14 protein-coding genes are annotated in these 18,416 nt (G+C 33.9%); 2 read left to right on the top strand and 12 right to left on the bottom strand.

What is annotated here, in order from left to right; translation table 11 throughout:
- Positions 1–6: 6 nt before the first annotated feature.
- Together AC1RPH_RS04330 and AC1RPH_RS04335 are read right to left on the bottom strand one after the other, a co-directional pair.
- Entirely contained in the window at positions 7–1,119 is a 1,113-nt protein-coding gene (locus AC1RPH_RS04330) for an AI-2E family transporter (RefSeq protein WP_481761510.1), read from the bottom strand.
- A gap of 140 nt (positions 1,120–1,259) precedes the next feature.
- The gene (locus tag AC1RPH_RS04335) at positions 1,260–6,203 is read right to left on the bottom strand and encodes a CDP-glycerol glycerophosphotransferase family protein (RefSeq protein WP_481761511.1); all 4,944 of its coding nucleotides are present in this window, start codon (positions 6,201–6,203) and stop codon (positions 1,260–1,262) included.
- 231 nt (positions 6,204–6,434) lie between these two features.
- Here AC1RPH_RS04335 and AC1RPH_RS04340 point away from each other — a divergent pair, with 231 nt between their 5' ends.
- Entirely contained in the window at positions 6,435–8,435 is a 2,001-nt protein-coding gene (locus AC1RPH_RS04340; protein ID WP_481761512.1) for a hypothetical protein, read from the top strand.
- Between the two features lie 72 nt (positions 8,436–8,507).
- Here AC1RPH_RS04340 and hxlB read toward each other — a convergent pair whose 3' ends face one another.
- The 10 genes from hxlB to recX form a co-directional block, all read right to left on the bottom strand.
- A complete protein-coding gene (gene hxlB, locus AC1RPH_RS04345; protein WP_481761513.1) occupies positions 8,508–9,050 on the bottom strand; it encodes a 6-phospho-3-hexuloisomerase in 543 nt (180 codons plus the stop codon).
- A complete protein-coding gene (locus AC1RPH_RS04350; RefSeq protein ID WP_481761514.1) occupies positions 9,047–9,673 on the bottom strand; it encodes an orotidine 5'-phosphate decarboxylase / HUMPS family protein in 627 nt (208 codons plus the stop codon). The genes hxlB and AC1RPH_RS04350 overlap by 4 nt, the downstream gene beginning before the upstream one ends.
- Positions 9,673–10,632, bottom strand: a complete 960-nt coding sequence (locus tag AC1RPH_RS04355; RefSeq protein WP_481761515.1) for a sugar kinase — start codon at positions 10,630–10,632, stop codon at positions 9,673–9,675. Before AC1RPH_RS04355 ends, AC1RPH_RS04350 begins: the two co-directional genes overlap by 1 nt.
- 30 nt (positions 10,633–10,662) lie before the next feature.
- Positions 10,663–11,949 (bottom strand): gluconate:proton symporter, encoded by a 1,287-nt coding sequence (locus AC1RPH_RS04360; protein WP_481761516.1) that lies wholly within the window; start codon positions 11,947–11,949, stop codon positions 10,663–10,665.
- Positions 11,950–11,952: 3 nt separating this feature from the next.
- On the bottom strand, positions 11,953–12,699 hold the full coding sequence (locus AC1RPH_RS04365) for a sugar phosphate isomerase/epimerase family protein (RefSeq protein WP_481761628.1): 747 nt from the start codon (positions 12,697–12,699) through the stop codon (positions 11,953–11,955).
- 16 nt (positions 12,700–12,715) lie between these two features.
- On the bottom strand, positions 12,716–12,973 hold the full coding sequence (locus tag AC1RPH_RS04370; protein WP_481761517.1) for a hypothetical protein: 258 nt from the start codon (positions 12,971–12,973) through the stop codon (positions 12,716–12,718).
- A gap of 231 nt (positions 12,974–13,204) precedes the next feature.
- A complete protein-coding gene (locus AC1RPH_RS04375) occupies positions 13,205–14,197 on the bottom strand; it encodes a LacI family DNA-binding transcriptional regulator (protein WP_481761518.1) in 993 nt (330 codons plus the stop codon).
- A 148-nt stretch (positions 14,198–14,345) separates the two neighbouring features.
- A complete protein-coding gene (gene ntdP / locus AC1RPH_RS04380) occupies positions 14,346–14,903 on the bottom strand; it encodes a nucleoside tri-diphosphate phosphatase (RefSeq protein ID WP_481761519.1) in 558 nt (185 codons plus the stop codon).
- Between the two features lie 82 nt (positions 14,904–14,985).
- Entirely contained in the window at positions 14,986–16,107 is a 1,122-nt protein-coding gene (mutY, locus tag AC1RPH_RS04385; RefSeq protein WP_481761520.1) for an A/G-specific adenine glycosylase, read from the bottom strand.
- The gene (gene recX / locus AC1RPH_RS04390) at positions 16,104–16,913 is read right to left on the bottom strand and encodes a recombination regulator RecX (RefSeq protein WP_481761521.1); all 810 of its coding nucleotides are present in this window, start codon (positions 16,911–16,913) and stop codon (positions 16,104–16,106) included. Before recX ends, mutY begins: the two co-directional genes overlap by 4 nt.
- A gap of 105 nt (positions 16,914–17,018) precedes the next feature.
- On the opposite strand from recX, the gene rlmD reads away from it, so the two are divergent.
- Complete coding sequence (rlmD, locus tag AC1RPH_RS04395; RefSeq protein WP_481761522.1) at positions 17,019–18,416, top strand: 23S rRNA (uracil(1939)-C(5))-methyltransferase RlmD; 1,398 nt, start codon at positions 17,019–17,021, stop codon at positions 18,414–18,416.

Below are 18,416 nucleotides of genomic sequence, written 5' to 3' on the forward strand. Positions count from 1 at the left end.
ACTGTCTTATTTTTCCTGCAATTGTCTAATATCGTAAAAGTATTTAATAACAACTTTTACAACAGCATATAAGGGAATTCCTAAAATCATTCCTAGAAGCCCAGCAATGTTACCAGCTACTAGTAATAATACAATAATCGTCAATGGATGTATATTTAATGATTTGCCTATAACATTAGGATAGACAAAATTACCATCAATTTGTTGGACAATTAACACAACAATCACGACAAAAATAACCATTTGAGTAGACTGTGTTACCGCAATAATCAGTGCTGGGAAAATACCAATATAGGGTCCAATATAAGGAATAATATTAGCAAGGCCAGCCACAACTCCTAGTAACAAAATATACGGCATACCAATAATTGAATAACCAATAGCGGTAAATACCCCAACGAAAATACATTCAATAGCTTGTCCACCAATGTACGCTGAAATTGTATCACCCATGCGGTCAAGTAACTCAACGAGCTCATCCCCATGTTTTTCTGGAACAAGTTTTTTAAGCGTTGGGACTAGTTTTTGACCATCTTTTAACATATAGAACAACATCACAGGTACTGTCAGTGCAACAACTGTCACACTCGTTACAACCCCAATCATTGATCCTATCGAGTTCGTCAAATTGGTTGCAATTGATTTGAAGTAGGTCCCAATAGAATTTTCAAACTGGTTTAAATAGCTAGTAAAATCAATTTCTTTAAACCAAGCATATTTATTTAAATGATTAAACGTATCTTTTGACGACTCACTAACTGCATTTGCATAATCTGGTAGGTTAACCACCAATTGACTTAGCTGACTGACTACTCTCGGAATCAGGTACCCTATTAAGGCAACTAAAAGAATTGCTAGGAATACAAATAGAATGGCAACTGACAACGTTCGAGAAAATTTGAATTTTTTGATTTTTATTTTCATTAAAAATTTAACGACCGGATTAAATAAATAAAATAAAAACCCAGATATAATAATCGGAATAAATAATGTGGAAATAAACGTTCCTATTGGACTAAAAATAAAACTTATTTTTGTACACATCCAAATTAACGAGGCAACGATTAATAATTCAAGTGACCAAAACATCAATTTAGACTTTTTTAATCTATCAAGCATCGATATGGTTCTCCTTTAATTTATGTATAGTAATTTCATTATACCGTAACCTGTCTAACAATTATAGCGTTTCACTTATCCTCATTATTGAACGATAAATTAATTCAAAAAAAAGACGCCAAATGGCGTCTTTAAACTGCTTAATTGATTACTTCACTTTTATCAATCCAACCGGTTGTCCCATCACTCATCGTGATAAACAGTAATGTCGAACCGACTTTATTTTTTTGAATAGGATCAATTAAATAACCCGTTTTATTCACGATACCTTCATTTGTAACTCTGGCATCAATATTTTTTACAAATTTATAATTTTTAGATCCATAAACCTTTGACCAAACTTCAGCACCATCTTGAACATGGACGGTCGTTTCTTCAACTACTGTTTCTTGAGCTTCATAAACGCGTCCATTCATGACAAAATCAACTAACCGTTCAGTTGCATGTCCATCATCCCAAGCATTATAAGTCGCTACAAATTGATCATAATTGTGATGGCGTTCATCCGTTGCAAATGCTCGTTTAATCTCAGTAATGACAGCATCTGTATCCTTAACGATTGGTCCTGGTACTTCTTTTTCGTAGTCAAAGTAAAAACCACGAATATCATTTGCATACTCATCTAAATCATATGCAAAGAAAATAATAGGACGTTTTAACGCTGCAAAATCAAAGAAAACAGATGAATAATCTGTAATCAACAGATCACTAATAAGATATAAATCATTAATATCTTCATAATCAGCAACGTTCAGCGCAAAGCCTTCATAATCAGTTAAATCTAATGAGTTAGCAATTAAATAATGCGTTCTAACAAGAACGATAATATCATCGCCAAGTTCTGCTTTCATCTTATCTAAATCAAGATGTAACTTAGCCGTGAAATAATCAGCTTTAACGTATTCATTATCTCTCCAAGTAGGTGCATATAGAATAACTTTTTTGTTTGGATTAATTTCTAAACTTGCTTTAATACGATTGATATCTGTCTGTGTATAATTCGTTAAAATATCATTTCTAGGATAGCCAGAATTAATCATTTGGTTACGGTTCAAACGGAATGCACGTCTGAAAATATCTGACGAATATTCATTTGGCGTAACAGAATAATCCCAACGATCAGAATCTTTTGTAACTTGGCTATGATATTTAGCAGCATCAACGCCAGGCATTGACCCTGTATTTACGTCAACACCAATCGTTTTTAATGGCGTACCATGCCATGTCTGAACAATTGTTGTACCTTCAGGTTTAACCCACCATAATGGTCGACGAACATTCGTAAACCAATATTTTGCTCGAGCTTGTTTGAAAATACCTTTAAATGAGAATCGTGTCACATAGGGAATATGATTTTCTTTAAAATAAGCAACATAATCCTGGTTCACATTCCAGTACATCTTATATTTAGGGTAACGGTCTTTCATGTATTCATAGATAGCTTTTGGATTATCACTATATTTACGACCAAAGAAACTTTCAAATATAATAATATCTTTCTTTGACATTTTACCGATAATACCAAATGCTTTTGGATACCATTTATTAAACTTAACGATCTTTTTAATTTTATTTCTAATTACTTGAACGCTTGGTTCTTGTGGTAATAAGTGATCGCTAATCATTGCTTCAAAAACTTGCTTTGAAGCATCCCCTTGACGACCATACGTACAAAATTTATCATAAAATTCAATCAATTGTTGCGCGTAGGTTGTCTGTAGATGATTAAAATCGCTTAATTCGTCAATTATTTTTGCCGTTGTATCCACAATTGGTCCTGGAACCGTACCATTATAATCGAGATAAACACCTCGTGTATCTTCTGTATAATCTTTTAAATCATATGCAAAGAAAATCATTGGTCGTTTAAGATGTGCGTAATCAAACATTACTGAACTATAATCAGTAATTAACGTATCCGCAATTAAATATAAATCTTCAACTGTTGGATAATTAGACACATCAAAAGTAAATCCTTCAAATTCAGTTAGATCAATTTTATTGGCAACGAAATAATGTAGCCTTACCAATAACACATATTCGTCACTCAATTTAGCTTGCATTTGTTTAATATCTAACTCAAAATCAAATCCGTCTTTATTTCGGTAGGTTGGTGCATATAATACGACCTTTTTATCCAATGGCATGCCAATAGATTCTTTAATTTTAAGGATATCAGTTTCATTATTCTTTTTATAAAGTACATCATTTCTTGGGAAGCCAGAGTGAACAACCTCTTTTTCAAAATTAAATGCGTGACTAGCTGTTTCATCCATATATGGCGAAGGTGAAACAAGATAATCCCAACGCTTAATTCGTTTCATGAAATTATTCTGACGTCCTTTTGAACCATCTTTGAAATAAGGTTCATCAAATCCCATCGTTTTCATGAAGGTTCCATGTAACGATTGAACTTCAACTTGTCCTTTTCGTTTTGCATATTGGTTAGGGAGGTTAGTATTTTCAATAAAATACTTAGCTCGCGCCATGTAATACCAATACTTTTTACTGAAGTAGCGAACTCGTTTACCATTGCCGGTTATTGTTGTATTCGGATCCTTGAATAACCAGACACATTCATAATCTGGCATGTTTTCTTGGACATAATCATAAATGGCTTTTTCATTACCATTGAAATAAGCGCCCCAATAACTATCAAAGACAATCGTTTTCTTCTTTAAAGGTAATAAACGTTGTAGCGGGTAATATAGTGAGAAGTTAATTGCCCGTTTTCGTTTGGTTGCGTCCTGCTTATCCCACGATAATTTTTGGTTTAAAACCAAAAAATTGTTTTTTGTTTCGTATAATGATGTTCTTGCTAAATGATTTGTACGACTTTCTAGCGTTTCTACACGTTCTGGTTCAGTTGTAATTTGCGAACGAACAACTTGGTCAGCACTATAAAAATCAAGATAAAGATTATATTTTGCTGCCTTAATGAAACTGTCTTGTTGTTCATTAATTAAATTCAAATTAACGATTATTTGACCGTTATCATCGACAGTAACGTCATTAAATTGATATTTATATTGTTCCTCTTGATCGATTACACGTAAAACAATTTTTTCTGCTGAACTTTGAAACAATGTATTTTCAGCGATTAATCGTAGCCGACTATTATCTAACCACTGGACATCCATTAGTTTTGAAAAATGTGGTGCGATATTTAGTCCAATCATTTCCTTCATATTCTTTTGAACGAGTAAACTATATTGTGCTATTTCATATTCTTGCGGTTTATCAACATGTTCAAACTCATAGCTTAATTTCAATTCTTTTTCATCAATTAACTGGAGTCTTTTTTGTGTTACAGAACTTAACTCGGCTACTTCAGTTATTGAGAATTCAAATTTCACTTGATGTTCACTAACATTTATTTTTTGTCCACTAATTTGAGGCGCAATTTCATCATCACTATTTTCAGTAACAATTAACTTCGTACTTTCAGGATTATTTAACCATGTAGAGACCACTAATTTACTATCATTCACACTAATATCTTGAATTAGATTAGCTTGAACATTTTTTTCCGTCTTTATTTCATTTGCTGTCAAAGTCATCGCATTAAAAGCTAATGCCCAGTCAAAACTAAAATCAGTTTTAATTTGATAATCATTACCAGAAAAAATATTACTTATAAATTTACGCTTAGGATTAGCTAAAAATTCCGTCACATTAATATTTTTAACTTGATAATTAACTTGTATTTTCCAAATGCCGTTTCCTAATATTTTGTATGCCTCTTGTTGATCAAATGACATTCTAAAATAACGATAGTTACGGTGCTTAAATAAATGACGACGACGCTTGACGGTTTCTCGTTCAAACGTAATTGGCATTTCTTTCCCATTTATAATGTTAATCAAATTAACCGTAAATTTTTCGTCTAATTTTTTTGTAACTTTCAATTGATTGAGTTGCAACCAACCCTTAATAACTATCTCACTTGTCATTTCATCAGAAAAAACATTTAAGATTCGTTGTTCGAATTTTTGTGATTGTCCCACATCAACCGCTTTAGCAACATCTAAAGAGATAGCCGGATCTTCATATTGATAGCGATTATTTTTTTCAACAATTTTTCCAATATTTCTACGACGATAACTATATTTTTTTAAGTCTTTAATATTCCCCTGTAACACAGCAGCATATTGAATTTGATTTTTAATTGATAATTGCTTAAATAATTCTGGATTAATCGTTCTAATAAGTAGGACTGTAATTTTTTGAAATTCTAATATGTAATCTTCTTCCGATTCTCGAATATCTTGCATTGATAGCGGAATATCAGTTGTTAATAATTTCAGATCAAATGCATCCATAACATTTTGAGTTGCCCCATATTTTTTCATGTATGAACGCGTTAACTCTAGCATTTCCAATCGGTCTTTATAATGTTGAATATCATTACCTCGACTTTGAGTGATAGATTTGCTATCACCTTCACGCCAACGCCATTCGTATACAATATCAGTAATAATATCAATATGGTTAGCCAATAAATGAGCTGCCATCATCACAGGAATATCTTCATATAACATTCCCACAGGGTAGCGCAAATTATTGTCGATAAACAAATTTAATCGATAAACTTTATTCCATGAAGTTGTGTCATAAACTAATTCTGGGTGTTCTGCAATTGATGTTTCATAAACAGTATCTTTAATAGCAAATTTATGAATGTAAGAACGTGAACTACGTTTAGAATTAAATCGTTTAACTGCACCAGTTGCCAAGTCTGAATCAGTCATCTTTACCGACCCCATCAAAAGACTGTATGCGTCAACTGGTAATAAATCATCCCCATCTACGAAGGCAATATATTCTCCGGTAGCGGCTTCAATTCCTGCATTTCTAGCAGCACTAGGTCCAGCATTTTCTTTGTGAATTGCTTTAATATTGTCAAAAAGTGATACATACCGATCCATAATTTCGGCAGTCCCATCAACTGATCCATCATCAACTAAAATAATTTCTAATTGTTCATAACTTTGGTTAAGAACTGATTCAATACTTTCTTCAATGAACTCTTCAACATTGTATCCCAAAATAACAACTGAGAGTAATCCATTATTTTTTGTCATTATTAATTGTATTCTCCTTAACAATTCTTTTGTCCAAATATCTAATAATTATATCATTCCTATTTATAATAATATATTTTTTTTATATTACATTCCATGGTATTTAACTGTTCCATAACTTTTTGATCAGTATTAATAACCCCGTTCCATTCAAATAATGAATTGGCCTATCAGTCATATTCATGTATAATTAGAAGGCACAAAATATATTTTATAGGGGAGTTCTAAATTATGAAAATCAGTAAATTCATTGGGATCACATTACTGTTTACAGCACTTGGCTTAGGGATAGCCAGTCACAGTACATCTAGCTCTGTCTCAGCAAAAGTTAAACTATCATCTTCAAAATACATTGCACATGCGCCTGTTAGAATTAAAACGAAAGCTTATAATGTTTATGCTTACCCTCGAACTTTAAATTCAAAATCAAAGTTCATGCACTATGGTTCAAGTTATCATTCAACAACTTTTTACATCACAAAAACGATTAAATTATCAGATGGAAAATCATATTCTTGGCTAGTTAATGGTGCTGGAAAAGCGTATGGCTATATAAATACCAAAGCCACAACCGTTTATGCATCTCCCAAAACAGATAAATCAGATAGTAACCATACACCTGTTAGAATTAAAACAAATGCTTATAATGTTTACAGTTATCCAAGAGCATTACACGGTGCTTCTACATTTATGCACTATGGTACTAGTTATCACTCAACCACTTTCTACATTTCCAAAAAAATTACAACGGCATCAAATGTAAGCTACTCAAAACTAACATATAGTGACGGAACTTTGTATGGTTATGTGAATACTAAAGCATTAACGAATTACGAAACCGTTAAAGATATCAAAACTTCTTCATCAAAAACTAAATATCGTATCACGTCTGACATCTCTAACATTCATAACGCACCACTAAACACTATTTATGGAAATAAAACAACACATTATTCAAAAAATTACTTCGATACTGATTTATATATCACCAAAACAGAAACACGAACACAAGATGGCGCTAAATTTTCATATGTTAAAACTGGGAAAAACGATCTCGGTTGGATTTATAGTGGCTATTTAGCAGCCTGGACACCTGCTACAGATGTTCTTGTTGATATGCATGATGGTAGCCTAGATACAGGCAATAAATTAGCAAATACTGCGGCTACTAATTTCTATCAAAAAAAGCCTAATTATTCTTCAGTTGATGCAACAACAAAATCAGGTAGTACTTATAATGCAACTGGTTCAAAACAATTTAAAACAAATTATTTCTTAACTGCTTCATATAAATCAAGTGGTGATTGGGGTAATATACAAGGATTTGTTATCAATGGTCACTACCTTTATGCATCAATCTCAACTGATTCGAAAAAAGGAACTGGTAAGATTGTCCGTTTTGATACTGATAAGATGAACGCATTAAATCTAAATAATAGTAAGGGATTTGGAGAATTATGGCAGGCTTTTTACTACCTCCGTCAATCGCAATCTCTTAGCTACTACAAAGCAAACTACCCTGCTTCAACTTATAAAGGTAAATATAATTTCTATGTTTCTAAATATAATGCATACAAAAAATATGAATCTATCATTAAAGTCGGTCCTGAATTCATAATAGGCCATGGTCAATCTTTAGATTATAAAACAAATGGTTCAAATAAAGGTCTCTACATGTATCGTGATACAAGCTCAAAATCACTTACTGAATCCGACACAGTAACTATTCAACATATCAATTCGTCAACGCTAGCACCTGATAACTATACTAATATGCAATGGAACGATGGTTATGGTAATTTTATGCAAAGTAATAATTTAACTTTTGCAGATAACAATAACTTCTATTCATACACAATGATTGGTAGCGGATCTGGTTCAGCCGGTAAGTATATTCGAATTTGGAAGGGATCTATAGATGCCGACAATAAAGTCACCGTAAAAGTCGTTGGACAATTAGCCAACCGGGTGGGTGACTCTCCACAATCAATTGCTTATAGTTCAAAAACAAATAAAGTTTACCTCGTAACAGATGACGCTTTTGTCGCTGTTAACGCTTCGAAATTAACAGTTGATAATAATCATAACAGTGCCTTAACAACAAATGATGTTTCGTATACCCGTATCAATTCTTCACGAGAAACTGAAGGGATGCAAATCATTAACGGTTACGCCTACATGTTATTTAATAGAACACCTGAGTTAATTAAGTCAACAACAGCCGGTTATTAATCAACCATTGTTGTAACTATAGTTATCCTAAAAAATAGCAACTACCATTTTAAAAATGATAGTTGCTATTTTTTATTCTAAATTACTATGGCTCGCCTTCGCCTGATCATTTGATACGTTGTCTCTACGACTTACCTTCAGCACTAATGCATCCAGAGCAATATGCACACTTTGATCAAATAGCGTACTCAATAATTGGATTGACTTTACACTATTATCAGCTTTTGTTGCACCAGGCACAACGACAACTGAGTTAGATACTTTCGCTAAAGGAGACTCGCCGTTACTTGTAAGCCCGACTACTTTAACGCCAATTTTCTTAGCACTTTCAGTTGGTTCAAGTACACTCTTAGTTGTCCCAGAGCCAGAAACAGAAACTAGCACATCCCCTTCTGCAATTGACGGTGTAATTGTCTCACCAATTACAAAGACCGTATAACCGATATGCATTAATCTCATTGCGAATCCTTTTGCCATTAACCCAGATCGCCCAGCACCTAAGATAAAAATTCTTTTATCTTTCGTAATTAACTTCTCAGCACCATTTAATTGGTCATCACTAACTTTAGCAATGACCGCGTTAATTTCATCCATTATTTCATCAAGTAAACTCATTTAATAACCTCCATAAATTTTTTTGCCATATCTAATGGTTTCTCATTATTCATTATTTTACCACCAACAATGATTCTTTCCACGATACCTTGAACAGCCAATCTTTTTGCCTGTTCAATATCAATACCACCGGCAACCGCGATTTTTTTTATATTTGGAAATTTAGCATGGAATTCAGCCACCGCTTTTACGGCATCAAAATCTTGATCTTTCTTATCATGTGAGTAATGTAATCCAAAAATGGCTTCATCAAATTTTTGTAATTTTTCAATTTTCGTCTCATCTACTTCCAATAAATCTATCAGAATGTTTTTTTTCTGATTAACCGTTAATTCATAAACTTGTTCAATCGTATCAATTGACGAACTTGCCATAACCGTTAACGTATCCGCGTTAGCAGAGAATCCCTTTTCAAATTCATAAACACCCTCATCAATTGTCTTTAAATCAAATAATACTTCTGATTGATTAACTTTTTCCGTAACAGATTTTAACGCATTTATCCCATAATCTTTAATCAAAGAGGTCCCAACTTCGATGACATTGACAACACCATCTAAGTAGCTGACGCTCTCCATAAGGTCTTCTAACGTAACGCGATCAATAGCGACTTGTAATTTCATTATTCCTGTACGCCTTCCTTTTTATAAAAATCCTGTAGTTCTTTAGGTGTTGGGTAGCCATCATTATCACCTGGTGTCTGAACTTGAAGCGCACCAACTGCATTTCCTCGTAAAACGGCTGACTCCATAGATTTGTTTTCCAATAATGCTGTAATAACGCCTAATGCAAATCCATCGCCTGCACCAACAGTATCCACAACTTTATCCACTTTGAAGCCTTTAATCGTTTTCATACTACCATCTGAATTTTTGATAAATGCACCACTTGCACCTATTTTAACAATTACCGTTTTTGTCCGTTTGCCTTTTAAATAAAAGTCGGCAATTTCTTCTGGATTATCACTGCCCATCAGAATTTTTCCTTCTTCAACACCTGGTAAAACAACATCTGCATAACCTGCCAGTTCATTAACGGTCGCAACCATATAATCTTTACTTTTCCACAATGTTGGTCGTAAATTAGGGTCAAATGTAATGAATTTTTGGTTATCCACAAGGCGTGTTAATAACGTTCTAAATGTTTTTTCGGCCACATCTGAAATAGCTGGGAAAATACCAGACATATGCGCTATTTTAACATCATCTAAATTTATTGCATCAATTCGATCACTTGTTAAATGAGCTGCAGCTGACCCTTTACGGTAATTAAAAGTCTCTGGGTCACCCGTTGATACGAGTTGTTTCAATTGATGCCCCGTCCAATGATTTTCACTTTCGCTAATATAATCGATACCCACACCATGTCCTGAAATAATACTCTTCGCGTATTGGCCAAAAGGTTCTGTTCCAACTCGAGAAACATATTCAACATCATGCCCTAAGCGTTTAACTCCGATCGCTACGTTTAATTCTGCGCCACCTAATATTTTCACATAATTAACTGATTCTGATAAGCTTTGATCCATATCTTTTGAGGCAAATGTAATGATTGGTTCGCCAATTGTTATAACTTCACTCATTATATTTTCTTCCCTTCATGTCTCTTAATTTTAACCGAAAAAGTAATAAACTAAAACTTCATTAATAATTGAAACAAACCACATGATTGGAACACCTCTTTTTAATAAATCTTTTGATTGAACTTTCATATAATCAAGGCCCCAAACATTCCATGATTGCGTGATTCCTGTTGAAACAGCAAGAAGCGCAGGCACATAGAGAAGTGGTAATAAGAAGGCATCATTGAACAACCCGGTTCCCGAAAGAACCGCTGCAGTTGCAGCTCCAGCACCCCAAACATGTAACGGACCTCTGAATAACGCGAGCGGTGCTAATACTCCAAATACAATAGCAAGGATTAAATGGTCATGCGGTAATATCAGACTAAATACATGTTGAAACCTAACAGCGTTCAACTGAGCAGCACCAGCAAACATCACTAACGCCATTAAAAACATAATCAATCCTGCGATATCACCAATCGCTTTTTGAATCGTACTATTCAAGAAGTCGACGAAATTTTTATATCCTTTCATATTTCCAGTAACAGCTATCGCAAACAATGTTGCTAAAGTTAATCCTGGAATAGCATCCCAGCCGAAAATCATATTCATAACGACCGGAATAATTGGTGCAACAAATGCAATTTTTGGTATGGGGCGACTTTCAGAATTTTGTTGTGTCTCACCAATAATTTTTAGATTTGAATCAACATTTTCTTGAGTAAATTTCTTGCGATGTAAAACTAAGAAAATAATTACCGCGATTAATTGAACTGTCATTGCTGTCCAACCGAAGATTAAGTATTGTCCGCCGTATACGGCATTTGGAAAAAATGCTTTAATTTGATTGAATAAAACAACATTAATGTACATTGGTGCCCCAATTGACATGACAAATGCAGTAAGTGCGATGTCTCTTGGAATACCTAGGGATAACATGATTGGTAATAAGATAACCCCTATCGCAATCACAGATCCCACTCCGTATGCGCTTACAAAAATAAACGCTGTTACCAAAACAATTAAAATAGCTGCTATTAATGGTCGTTTTTTCCCAACTTTTTTTGTTGCTTCTGAAATTGCAGGCGCAATCCCACTATCAACAAGAACCCTTCCGAACCATGATCCAAATGCAATATAGATAATTGTCGGTCCATAATTCAATGCTGGTTCAGCAAATACTTTTTGAACTGCCTTATCGAATGGAATTTGTCCAATGATAGACCATAAAATAGCCATTACGAAGAACCCGACCATGATGTTTCCACCCTTTAAAATATAAATAATAAATCCTACAAAAGTGATTAATAATAAAATCGGTATTAGGGTTGCCATAAGCTAGTCCTCAATTTCTTTTTTTAATAACACTATCTGGGATTGAATTAACGCTTTGTTATCCATCGGATATTCAAGAGCGAAAGCCACTTTTTTTGGTAGATGGGCTAAAATAGCTCGCCAATCAAACATTCCTTCATCTAAATTTTTCGACGTCATTAAGTTTCCAGCATTATTAATAACGTTTTTCAAATGGATATAGTCCGTGTATTGTGAAAGCTCATCTGCACTCTGAATAGCATCTTGTTTCGTAAAAGCCCAATTACCAAGATCATAAACATAACCAACAGGCACATTTTGTCGTTTAGCACTTTCTAAAAATGTCGTTAATGCCTTAACACTGCCACTTAATGCAGTTTGATCATTTTCAACATTCATTGTTATTTTGTCTAAAGGAAATTCACTAAAAGCCTGCTTTAAATCTCCAGTAAATGCCGCAAAATTTCCAATATTAAATTTAATTTTTTTGATTCCCATAATTAAACCTTCTTGAAAATAAGTAACTAATTTAGGGTTTAACGTGCCATTGTCTAAAAAAACTTGATCAGGAACACTATAATTAACAATTAATCCGTATTGTTTTGCTTTTTTTGCAACTTTGGGTAATTCACTATCTAAATCTTTAAAATATTCACGTCTAACTTCGATACCGTCAACACTTAATTTTGAAACGCGATCAACCAATTCATCCTGTTTAATTCCATTTTCTACATCATTCTCAAAAATCCATGTATTTAAAATAACTGTCATCATTTTTCCTCCAATATTAATATTTATTGAGTTTCTTTACCCTATTCATTAATGTCTCAAAATTCATGTCCTCGAATTTTTCTGCATTTTTATTATCAAAATTTTCTCGTTCTATCTCGTTAAAATTTTCTGCTAAGTAATATGCCGTCAAATAGGCTGCAAGGTAATTCTTAGCCGTTTTCACCATGTTTTCATCCTCAAACTTAGCCTCTACAGTTGTAGAGGCAAAGCCCAACGCAAATTTATCAACATCTAAAAAAGTTCTTTTATCCATTTTTAGCGCCTCCAATTCATTATCTATTAACAAGTTAGGTAAACGTTTACATGGATAGTATATATGCAGTATTCCATAATTGCAAGTCTTAAATATAAATATATATTTCTAAACAAGGTAAACGTTTACTCCAGTAAGGTATCTAGCCTGTTTATTTTTTTAACTTTAAATTACATTTTAAGGACAATAAAAAAAGACTTACCCTTGAGCAAGTCTTTTCCATATTAGTATCTACTTAAATTCAGCAGGTATAATTATTTTTTTATTTTTCGTATTTGTTTCACCATTTAATTCATTCAACAATAATTCTGCTGCACTAGCACCTAGTAAAAAAGGATTTTGATTAATCAACGAAGTTCCTGAATTAATCGCTTTTATGACTTCAGTATCTGAAAATCCCGTTACCGCTACCCGTTGATTGACCATGAATCCATCAGCGATAATTTTAGGTAGTAAGTAAAGCAACCAACGTTCCTTCAACGCAAATACAAGCGTTCTTTTATCATCACGTATTAATCTATTTTTCAGTTCAGCATATGTTTGATTTAATTTTGTATCACCATCTATAACCTCAATCACCTTAGTGTCTGGACTGACCGAATTAATTCCGTTATACCGCTCTTCCCGAGTTGAAATACCTGTCACTTCACCAGTAATGATAATGACTTGATCAAATCCTTGATTTAGATAATATCTTGTTACTTGTTGGCTAATATCAAAGTTATTTGTAACAACATTAGCTAAACTAGAATCAGAAAGTTCACGATCAACAATAACAATGGGCATGTCTCGTCTAACCGCATCCCTTAAATCGGCTTCTTTTCTAAGTATTGGTTGCATGATTAGTCCATCAAACGATTTTTCGCCAATAATTTTAAGGATACCTTGTTCTTTATATTTATTAGAATCGGAATCAAATAAAACCGCTGTATAACCTTGTGCATCTAAAATTGAGCTAATACCTTTAAACATTTCTGTGGCAAAATAATCATCCACATCTGAAACAATTGTAGCAATCATTCGACTTTTTTTTGTAATCATCTGTCTAGCCGCGTCATTAGGGACATAGTTTAATTCTTTAATCACATTTTGGACTTTCAATGCTGTCTCTTTAGACATACGCTCTGTTTTACCATTCAAAAAACGTGATACAGTTGCGATTGAAACATCTGCCTTACTTGCAACATCTTTTATATTCGCTTTAGTAGCCATTTTTTCATCCATTCATTAATTATATTATTTCGTCTAGTTTTCCTTTTATTCCGTTGCTAAACTATCTATATATTACCATACTGCTCAATTTATTAGAAAATACCTCACTAAAATAGTAAATAAAAAGGATAATTCTACTTAAAATTCAGAATTATCCTTTTTATTTATTATTTTCACGTTCCGCTAGTTCGAGGTAACGATTGTACCAGATATCTATATATTCTTTAGAAAATGGCCCTTTCCCGTTATCTATCCAGTCCACAAGTGTTCGGACGTTATACTTCAATATCTTATCGATATCGTCAGAATATTCCCATTTTTTCCCGTGTTCTGCATATTCATCTACATCCAATAACCGTTTCTCACCATCTGGGAAAACTTTGACATCTAAATCATAATCTATATATTTCAAAGCTTCCTTATCTAACGTGGCTGGTGAAGCCAAATTACAATAATAAGAAACGCCGTTATCACGTATCATGGCTATAATATTAAACCAATAGTGTTTATGAAAAAAGATAATTGCTGGTTCTCTGGTCACCCATCGCCGGCCATCTGCTTCGGTCACCAATGTATGATCATTACACCCAATAATCATATTCTCACTTGTTTTCAACACCATCGTATCACGCCATGTTCGATGCAAACTACCGTCGTGTTTATAACTCTTTATGGTAATGAAGTCGCCCTCTTTAGGCTCCTTTGACTGATTACTCATCTCTACCAAAACCCACTTTCTAAACACGTAGTGCATTTTACATCGATTGCATGAATATTATACCAAAAAAAGAACTATTTTACTAAAATTTATTTGAAGAAAGGCTGATATATTTGTCCCAAATTTTTTGTTGTACTTTAGGAACTGCAATCTGGTCAAAATCTTTTTCAAGTATGAATTCGCCAGGAAAATAACTTAAGTCAAACGATTTACTTTTCACGGTAAATAATTCAATTAACCATTTTTGATGGGTAAAGGTATGTTTTACGACGGAACCTTCTAATGCTGAAAAAATCAACTTATGGTTCAAATTATCTTGGCTCCATTGGCCTAATTTTATAACTAAATCATCCGTTAATAACACGTCTCCTGGTTTGTCTTCCAGTTCTTCCAGCTTAATTAAAGGAAACGCTAATAAATTTGCGAGCATCCCTTTACTAGAACGTTTCTCAAATAAATACCCTTTTTTTGTTTCAATTATCAAAGCAATATAGGGCATTTCAACTGGTCGCGGCTTCTTTGATTTCACTGGATAATCAAGTTCTTTACCATCTAAATAAGCTTGATTAAACGACTTAACTGGAGAATGTTCAGAATCTGGATTCTTAGCACTCATGTAACTTGAACCCAAATCCATGACAGCTTGGTTAAAGTCTCCAGGTCTTTCTTTAGAAATAATTTGTTGAATGACTTTTTCAAAAATAAGTCGGGTCTGTGGTTTCGCAATATCATCTTCTATCTCAAATAAGCGTGAAAATACACGAAAAGCATTACCATCAACGGCAGGAACAACTTCGTTAAAAGCAATACTTGCGATTGCTCCGGCAGTATATGGCCCAATTCCAACTAAATTTTGCAGTTCCTTAGCTGTTTGCGGCCATTGCCCAGAATAATCTTGAACAACTTGTTTTGCTGCTTTTTGCATGTTTCGAACTCTTGAATAGTAACCGAGTCCTTCCCATGCTTTTAAAATACGTTCTTCTGGCGCATTAGCAAAATTTTCAACACTCGGAAACCATTCCATAAATCGTTCATAGTACGGAATAACCGTATTTACTTGTGTTTGTTGGAGCATAATTTCTGATACCCAAATATGGTAGGGTTCATGGTCTCTGCGCCAAGGAAGATCCCTTTTTTCACTATCATACCAAGTTAACAATGCCTCTTGAAAAGCTGTGATTTTTGCGTCATCCCACATTATCATTCAAGCGCCTCATCTTGTTCTTTCAGCTCAATATATTCATTAATATCATCAAACTGAAACCCTTTTTGAAATAGCCCCTGTTTAACTTTCATGGCGCGCTGACTACCTTCCAAGCGACGTTGCCGTTTCCAGACTTTATCCCCTTGTTTAACAAGTGCATCCCATTCGGCTTCGGGATCAATTTCAAGTTCTAAGGCATCCATTATTTGTGAAATGTCATCAGACTTAAAGCCTTTAGTCATTAATGCCTGACGAACCTTGTTCTTTAAATTACTAAACGATTGATCGTGGTAATGCTTAACTAATTTTTCGGCGACTTTAATTCCATTTTCTAATTGGTCATCAACTGGAAATTCTTCTAAGGCTTCATCAATACTTTCAGCTGCAACACCTTTTAATCGTAACTTTTGGCGAATGACTGTTGGTCCTTTATCCGACGTGTGCATCATTGTTCTAACGTAACTTTTAGCATATTCAAGATCATTTACTAATCTAAATTCATATAACTTTTCGATTGTTTCTTCAATCGCGTCTTCCGTAATTTCATGTTTCTTCAAATAATCCTTAATCTCTTTTACGGTTCGCATTTGCGTTGATAAATAGTTTAACGCTTTTGAATACGCTTTTGAACGATCATCTGCATCAGCAATTTGTTTAATTAATGCCTCATCTAATTCCATCCCTTTAGCAAGATGAAATGAAATAAGAACTTCTTCCCCAATTGGAAAAGCATATTTTTCATCCAGAAAGACATTATATCGTCCAGCACGTTTTTGTGTGGTTATTTTTGTGATTTTTTTTGTCATATAGACTCCTTTAAATGCTTATCTTGTTATTATATCTTTGAACTGCCAAAATGCCAATATTCCTGTGTTATAATAAGAAAAAAGCAATAAGGAGTTTATAAAAATATGTCAGACAATCAAGAATTTGGATCAGAAATTGAAGCCGGTTCACGTTTTCCTTTAACTATTAAACGCTTAGGTATTAATGGTGAAGGCATCGGCTATTACAAACGTAAGATTACATTCGTACCTGGTGCTCTTCCAGACGAAGTCGTTGTAGCAGAAGTCACTAGTGTTGCAGATTCTTATATCAACGCTAAAATTCATAAAATTCGTAAACAAAGTCCTGTTCGCGTTGAACCAAAAGACGCAACATACAGTGAAGTCGGCGGAATTGAATTAGAACATTTAAACTACAAAGGCCAATTAGCTTTCAAAAAAGATGTTATCGTACAATCTTTAGAAAGATATAAACCGCGTGGTTATGAACACTATGATTTAAAAGAAACTATCGGTATGCAAAATCCATATGAATACCGTAATAAAGCGCAATTCCAAGTTCGCGAAAAAGATGGTCACGTCATCGCTGGACTTTACAAACCAAAGAGTCATGATTTAGTAGACTTAAAAGAATTCAGTACGCAACGTCCTACAACAATGCTTGTTATTCGTCACGTTGTTGCGTTATTAGAGGAACTCGGAATTCCTATTTACAATGAAGAAGCTAAATCAGGTATTATCAAAACGCTTGTTGTTCGTGAATCTTTTGATACCGGTGAGGTTCAATTAACCTTCATCACAAACTCGGCAAAATTACCTAAGAAACGTGAACTAGTTATGCATATCTTAGAAGAATTACCTATGGTTACTTCTGTCATGCAAAATATCAACAAAGGTGAAACATCACTTATTTGGGGTGACGAAACCATTAATATCGCTGGCCAAGACTTCATCATGGAACGTCTTGGTAAAATGAAATTCAAATTATCAGCACGTGCTTTCTTCCAATTAAACCCAGTTCAAACTGGCGTTTTATACGATGAAATCAATAAAGCTCTTAACTTAGATAAAAATGAATCATTAGTTGATGCTTACTGTGGTGTTGGTACCGTTGGCCTTTATGTTGCCCATGGTGCTAAAGAAGTTCGCGGTATGGATACAACACCTGAAGCGATTGAAGATGCACGAGAAAATGCTGTTCTATCACATCAAGAAAATACCACATATGAAGTTGGTAAAGCTGAAGATATCTTACCTAAATGGTTGGAAGAAGGTTTCGTACCTGATGCCCTAGTTGTTGATCCACCACGTACTGGTTTAGATGATCAATTAATTGAAGCCATCAATAAGAGTCGTCCTAAAAAATTTGTTTATGTATCATGTAATCCATCGACACTCGCAAAAGATTTAGAATTGTTAACAAAATCATACCGCGTTGATTATATTCAACCCGTTGATATGTTCCCACAAACATCAAAAGTTGAAGCCGTCGTTAAATTATCACGTCGTTCTTCAGGAAAATAA

This window comes from Dellaglioa sp. CoH-57-MRSF-16, assembly GCF_056782055.1.